Source organism: uncultured Planktosalinus sp. (assembly GCF_963973675.1).
Classification (GTDB): domain Bacteria; phylum Bacteroidota; class Bacteroidia; order Flavobacteriales; family Flavobacteriaceae; genus Planktosalinus.
The window spans coordinates 1-7268 of the sequence record NZ_CAXBAN010000119.1 but is presented as its reverse complement, the minus strand read 5'-3'; the positions used below and the strand labels follow the sequence as shown (position 1 = coordinate 7268).

At 35.2% G+C, this 7268-nt stretch carries 5 protein-coding genes; all 5 read right to left on the bottom strand.

The genetic code is table 11. From position 1 onward, the window contains the following. Positions 1–37: 37 nt before the first annotated feature. Positions 38–919, bottom strand: a complete 882-nt coding sequence (locus tag AACY61_RS06305; RefSeq protein ID WP_339610734.1) for a mechanosensitive ion channel family protein — start codon at positions 917–919, stop codon at positions 38–40. Between the two features lie 25 nt (positions 920–944). After that, positions 945–1436: a DNA starvation/stationary phase protection protein gene (locus AACY61_RS06300; RefSeq protein ID WP_339610733.1), complete on the bottom strand. Its 492-nt coding sequence runs from the start codon at positions 1434–1436 to the stop codon at positions 945–947. Between the two features lie 124 nt (positions 1437–1560). After that, the gene (uvrB, locus tag AACY61_RS06295) at positions 1561–3561 is read right to left on the bottom strand and encodes an excinuclease ABC subunit UvrB (RefSeq protein ID WP_339610732.1); all 2001 of its coding nucleotides are present in this window, start codon (positions 3559–3561) and stop codon (positions 1561–1563) included. A gap of 63 nt (positions 3562–3624) precedes the next feature. After that, positions 3625–5949, bottom strand: coding sequence for a choice-of-anchor L domain-containing protein (locus AACY61_RS06290; protein ID WP_339610731.1), 2325 nt, complete (start codon positions 5947–5949; stop codon positions 3625–3627). 106 nt (positions 5950–6055) lie between these two features. Then, a complete protein-coding gene (locus tag AACY61_RS06285; RefSeq protein ID WP_339610730.1) occupies positions 6056–7087 on the bottom strand; it encodes a M28 family metallopeptidase in 1032 nt (343 codons plus the stop codon). Positions 7088–7268 lie beyond the last annotated feature (181 nt).

Here is a 7268-nt window from a genome sequence, read left to right as displayed (position 1 = left end):
AAAATTAGGATTTAAATTTTTGTTTTAAATTTTTTAATTAAATGGTTTCAGAGCGAAACTTATTTTTTCCAAAATCCAATGTTCTGATTGGGAAAGGAATATTAATGTTGTTTTCATTGTAGGCTTTTTTGATTGCTAAAATACCCAGGCTTTGTGCGTCAAGAATTTCTTTTCTACCTTTTACATCGGTCCAAAAGCGAACAATATAATTAATTGAACTATCACCAAATTCAGTAAAATACAATTCAATCTCTTCATTGATACCTTGTTTGAATGAAGAAGCTATTGCTTCTATAGTAATTTTTTTCACAAACTCCAAATCACTTTCATACCCAACACCACAACCAATTGTAATTTTAGAACGCGTTGTGTTGGAAAAGTTTTTAAATGGCGTGTCTATAATTTTTGAGTTGGGTATTACTACTGTATTATTGTCGGCTTCAATTATTGTAACACTCCTAAGATTAATGTCCAAAACTCTTCCTTCATGTTCGTTTGTAATAATCCAGTCTCCAATTCTAATATTTGGAAGAAAAGATAAAATAAACCCTGAAAAAGTATTGTGTAATGTTCCTTGTAACGCCAAACCTATGGCCAAACCAACAACTCCTGCACCGGCAAGAACTGAAGTAAGAACTTTATCAAGATCCAATATTGCTAAAGCTGAAAAAAATCCTACTAAAACAATAACAATAAATGAAATTCTTGCAACTATTGCTTTGATAGATTCTTGTCCAACTTTTTTAAGTAGAACATTTTTGATAAATTTTGAACTGTATTTTCCAACATACCAAAAAATTACAAATGTCAAAATAGCGAGGATGAGGTTAGGCGTTTTTAAAAGAATCGCCTCACCCCATCCTAAAAGTTTATCTAATATTTTTTCTAATGCAGTATCAAAATTAAAATTATTAAGCATGTATCATTTAATTAGTTAGTTTTATTTATGCTTTAGGGTGTTTGTCTGATGTTTTCATTCTCCAAGCGTCTAACATCCAGGTTGTTTTTTCAAGCTCACGAATGTAGGCTCCAATTAAATCAATCGTACCTTCATCATTTGCTTTATCAGCGGCATCTATAACAGTTCTCATTTGCTTTAAAAGCTTTGTGTGGTCTTCAATTAAAGTATCAATCATTTCCACATCGCTAAGATTGGCCTTTGATTCTTTAAGATTAGACATTTTTAAGTATTCACTTAAGTTACTGGTAGGTTGGTACCTTAAAGTTAGGATGCGTTCAGCAATTTCATCAACTTTTAGTTTGGTGTCGTCATACATTTCTTCAAATTTAATGTGTAGGTCAAAAAAGCTTTTTCCAACAATATTCCAGTGGAAATTACGCAGTTTTTGATAATACATATGGAAGTCGGCTAAAAGTATGTTTAGTTGATTGACAGTAATGGTGGTTTTCTCTTTGTCTAAATTTAAAATATTCATAGTTTATGTTGTTTTTTTATTAATACCCTAAATTTACAACCAAAATTAACACTTTACAAATGAAAAAGGGGGTTTAATAGAAGTTTAACTTCTATTTTTTCAATGAAGTTAAGCAATTAATTTATCAAAGGTTTTCCATACTTTTTTGTAAAGATTTTAACTGATCTCTGAATTTGGCAGCTTGAATAAAATCTAATTCTTTTGATGCAGTTTCCATTGCTTTTCTGGTTTCTCTTATTTTTTTTTCAAGTTGGGGTTTTGTATTGTATTGGTTTTTAGAATCTTCAGCTGCATGGACCAAGATGTCTTCAAGCGAGTATTCTTTTACTTTAGGTTTACTTAAAGCATTGTCTAGGCTTTTTTTGATTTGGGTTGGAGTAATGTTGTTGTCTAAATTATATTTTGTTTGTTTTTCTCTTTTATAATTTGTGGAATCAATAGTTGCTTGCATACTTTTCGTGATTTTATCTGCATACATAATCGCTTTTCCATTGAGATTTCTGGCAGCTCTTCCCACGGTTTGGGTCAATGACCGCTCACTTCTCAAAAAGCCTTCTTTGTCGGCATCCAATATTGCAACGAGTGAAACTTCCGGTAAATCAAGCCCTTCTCTTAATAAATTTACACCAATTAGAACATCAAAAATTCCTAGTCTTAAATCCTGCATAATTTCAACCCGCTCAAGGGTATCCACATCACTGTGAATGTAGCGACACCTTACATTGATTCTTGTAAGGTATTTTGTGAGCTCTTCAGCCATTCGCTTGGTTAAGGTAGTTACTAGAACGCGTTCGTCTTTTTCAACAGTTAGTTGTATTTCCTCTAATAAATCATCTATTTGGTTTAAACTAGGTCTAACTTCAATGGGAGGGTCAAGTAGGCCTGTAGGTCTGATAATTTGCTCAATAAAAACCCCTCCACTCTTTTCAAGTTCATAATCAGCGGGAGTTGCACTTACATAAATAACCTGATTTTGCAATGCTTCAAATTCTTCAAATTTTAAAGGGCGGTTGTCCATTGCCGCCGGAAGCCGGAAACCATACTCCACTAGGTTTTCCTTTCTTGAGCGATCACCCCCATACATTGCACTTACTTGCGGAATTGAAACGTGACTTTCATCTACCAGCATTAGGTAGTCATTTGGAAAATAGTCAAGTAAACAGAATGGTCTTGTACCGGGTTTCCTACCGTCAAGGTAACGAGAATAATTTTCAATTCCACTACAATAGCCTAATTCTCTGATCATTTCGAGGTCAAAATTAGTTCGTTCTTCAAGGCGTTTCGCTTCCAGATGCTTTCCAATTTCTTTAAAATAATCAATTTGCTTTATAAGGTCATCCTGAATATCTTTGATGGCTCCCTGAAGTACATCTGGTGAGGTCACAAACATATTGGCGGGATAAATATTGAGCCGCTCATATTTTTCGATTACTTTATTGGTTTTTACATCAAAGGCCTCAATTTCTTCAACCTCATCCCCAAAAAAGTGAATTCTGAAAGCATCATCTGCATAACTCGGAAAAATATCTACAGTATCACCTTTTATTCTGAAATTTCCGTGAAAAAATTCTGCTTCTGTTCTTGAATACAGGCTTTGAACCAACCGATGCAACAATTTAGTTCTGGAAATAATCATGCTTTTTTTAAGTTCAATAACATTTTTCTGGAATTCAACAGGGTTACCAATTCCATACAAACACGACACCGATGCAACAACCAAGACATCACGTCTGCCGGAAAGCAAGGAGGAAGTAGTGCTCAAACGAAGTTTTTCGATTTCTTCATTAATTGAAAGGTCTTTTTCAATATATGTTCCGCTGGTTGGGATATATGCCTCCGGCTGGTAATAATCATAGTAAGATACAAAATACTCTACAGCATTATTTGGAAAAAACTGTTTAAACTCTGCATAAAGTTGAGCCGCTAAGGTTTTATTGTGTGCCAGAACTAATGTTGGTTTTTGAACATTCTCAACCACATTTGCTACTGTAAATGTTTTTCCGCTCCCTGTTACTCCAAGCAGAGTTTGGTATTTTTCCCCGGAATCAATACCTTCAGTAAGTGCTTTAATTGCGGCAGGTTGATCTCCTGTGGGTTTGAAATCTGATACCAATTGAAATTTCATGAAACTTATAAATTGAATATAAAACAGGCTTTCGCCGAAAGGCGTATCAAAATTAATAAAAAACTAGCGCTTCAACGTAAAATGGCCTCGATAAATACTGCCATCTTCAAATGTAGCCTTAAACCAATAGTCTGAAGAGGGAAGCGGTCGCCCTTTATAAGTGCCATCCCAACCAAACGAACTGAAATCAATCCAGTTAAGAATTTTTCCATAGCGGTCAAAAATCACGAGGTCTTTTATCAGGTTGTTTCTAAGGTCCACTCCTTTTACTGTCCAGTAGTCATTAATCCCATCGCTGTTTGGGGTAAAGTAGTTTGGGAATCCTACGACAAATGTTTTTAAGCTTTTAACCCCGCAACCATTGAGGTCTATTACATAAACAGTATAAATACCACCACTTAGGTTTTCAAAGACATTACTCTCCTGAAACGGTCCATCTGGATTGTTTAATGCATATAGGTAATTACCATTTCCTTCTGCATTAATGGTAATGGTTTGGTCTCCATAGTTCCCGGAAATTTCATAGCTCAGGCTTGGCAGTTCAGATTCAGAAACTGTTATAGTTCTGTTTGATGAACAAGTGTAATTTGTTCCGTTATAATTGTATGTAAAACTAACTTCAACTTCATAAACTCCCGGTTCATTTACTTCAATTGTGGATGTAAAAGCTCCGGTGTTCCAGGTAAAAGTAAAATCACTTTCATTTCCAATGACACCTGAGTCAAGAGTGATGGGTTCCGGAAAAGTGTTTAAACAGTAAGTTACTTCTTCGGGACCAGAGAATTGAGGTGAAGGAATTACCGTTAGATAAACCGGAACAATACCAGAGCAATTTCCGTTTTCAGTTAAACGTGCATATATTGTTTGCATCACCGGATTGGTATTTATAAATGGTGAATTTAACTCACCGGTTCCTTCCAGGGCTTGACTTAGATTTTCATGAAAGGAAACTTGAAGGTTTAGTCCATATTCATTTTGCAAGTCTATAGAAATATCAGTAAGGTCAAACGCAGCAATGGTGGGGTTGTTTGACAATGAGCAATTCACCAATTCATAGGGTGTAAAAAAACTTGTGGTTGTATTTAAAGTAACGGCGGCAATGGCTGAACATCCGGTTTGTAATGCTGCCCTGGCATAGACCACTTGATTTACAGCGGTGTTTGTAAAACTTGTGGGATTTTGTATAGAGTTCGTATTGTTTTCAGCATTTTGCTGATTTGTGAAAAAAGCTTCTAACTGCAGATTGTTATTTCCATCAATAATTTGCTCTTGAGCATCATAGAGATTAAAAACCGCATAACCGGAATTGGCTTCTTCACATTGAATTAATGTTGTGTTTTGAAGTGTGATAGGTTCTTCATATTCAACTGAAATGGTTCCTTTTATATCACAATTAGAGTTTTCTAAAATAATTTCAACTTCATAAAATCCGTCTTGAGTTATGGTGTAAGTGGGGTTTGTTTCACTAGGTAAAATTGTTCCATTACGAAACCATTGGTATTGGTTGTTACCGGCATACGTTGCATCGAGTTCTAAGGTTTCACCAAAACAAAGTGGATTTCCGGTCGCAAAAAGTCTATCTGATCCAATATCGGTCTCTACATCAAAGGTTCCCCCACCAAGAAAAATTGCTGAGTCATATAATGAATTTTCCTGGTCAGCTATCACCAGCTTGATGTGATATAAAATCCCAGGTGTTACATTGGCTTCTGCTCTTAAAACACTTGTTTGGCCGTTGAAATTTGTTGGATGCTCTGTGTTATTAAAAGCGTCAAAAAACTGTTGATTTGCTGCCGGGCAGATAGTCCCTTCTCCTCTAATTGTTGTAATTTTTACAGGAATATTTGTGCCGGGAACAACCGCAAGGTTATCATAATTTTCCTGACTATTTGCTTCCTTTAAAAGAAACGCAAAGCCATCTGAATAGTTGCATTGATTAGGGTTGTTGTAACCATAATATTGTTCAGATGAAAAGACATATTCAAATATCATTTTATCTGCAATAGGTATAAAGTCAAATTCTAATACAGTGGCATTGACAGTGTTTGATTCACCAATAGCATTTTCTAAATCAGCATCTCCTTGCCAGGAATTATTGCCTTCACTAAGAAGGCTGTTGTTTGGTCCTTCAGCAGAAACTGCTTTACCTGTTGAGAGAATAATTCCTTCCTGAAACGGAAAACCTTCTGATGTATTACTGAAATAGCCATAACTTCTTTCTTCTTGCCAACCTGAAGCAGAAAAATTTGACACGTTGGCACAAGGGCTGTTAATCAATATGTTTTCAATCAATTGCTGAGCTGAAAAAGTGTCCTGAACTTCAATGTATTGAGAAAAACAAAAGTTTTGAATCAATACAACTAAAAAGACCGGTAATTTATAACGCATCCAGGATAATCTTTTTTCTTTTTCTTAGCCGTGCAAAAGTATGGAATATCCTTGTGTTATACCCAAAATTTAACAATACGATTTACTTACATACATTACAATTTAATTATTTGGTAATGTCAAGTGCAACTCTGTCTTTTCTGTTAGCCAACTCCCATGCTGTATGGAAGACCAACCGGGCTCTTTTTTCGTAGAGTTTATATTCTATTTTATCAGCTGTGTCCGTAATTTTGTGATAGTCTTCGTGAACACCACTAAAATAAAATATTACCGGAATATTGTTTTTTGCAAAATTGTAGTGATCGCTCCTGTAGTAAAATCTATTGGGGTCATTATCTGCATTGAATGTGTAGTCCAGTTCAAGATTTACAAATGTGTTATTTACGGTTTCAGATACCTGATGTAATTCCTGACTCAGTTTATCACTTCCAATTAAATAAATGTATTCAGGAGTTTCCTTTTTGTTAGGATCAATTCTTCCAATCATATCAATATTTAAATTGGCTATGGTGTTTTCTAATGGAAATATGGGATTTTCTGTATAAAACCTTGATCCAACAAGCCCAATTTCTTCACCGGTTACATGTAAAAAAGCAATGCTTCTTTTTGGACCGTTTCCATCATTCTTTGCTTTTTGAAAGGCTTTAGCCATAAGCATTAAAGCAACAGTGCCACTACCATCGTCGTCAGCACCGTTAAAAATATTACCGTCTTTGTCGATGCCCACATGATCATAATGTGCAGTAACGATCACAACTTCATTAGGCTTTTCTGAGCCTTCTACAAAAGCGATAATGTTTTCAGAATCTTTAATTCCGCTGCCTTCTCTAAAAAAATCTGAGGGTACTTCCTGAAAGAAGTCATCTTTGCCTAAGGGAGACTTTATATTGTTTTCAAGGTAAAATTGCTTGATATACTCAGCTGCCTTTTTTTGTCCGGGTTCACCGGTTTTTCTTCCTTCCATTTCATCTGAAGCAATGATAAATAAGTGCTCTTTTAGTGCTTCAGCATTGATGGTGGTTTCATAATCAACGGCACTTATTTGAACGTTACTTTCGGAATTTGTTGATTGGTTTGAATTGGTTGTTTTACAAGCCAGAAATAAGAAAAGTAAGGGCAGGAGTAAAAGGTTTTTCATTGTTTTTTAGTTTTGGTAAAAATAGTGTTCACTGGTGAATTATAAAATAAAAAAAATGTGAAACTTTCATTAAAAAAAGTTTCACACCTTAAATTGTTATGTTCAAATGTATTAATCCAGTGGTGCACCTACAGGGAGGTCACATCGGTGTCCGGGTTGCCCGTGTGCCGGGTTTACATTA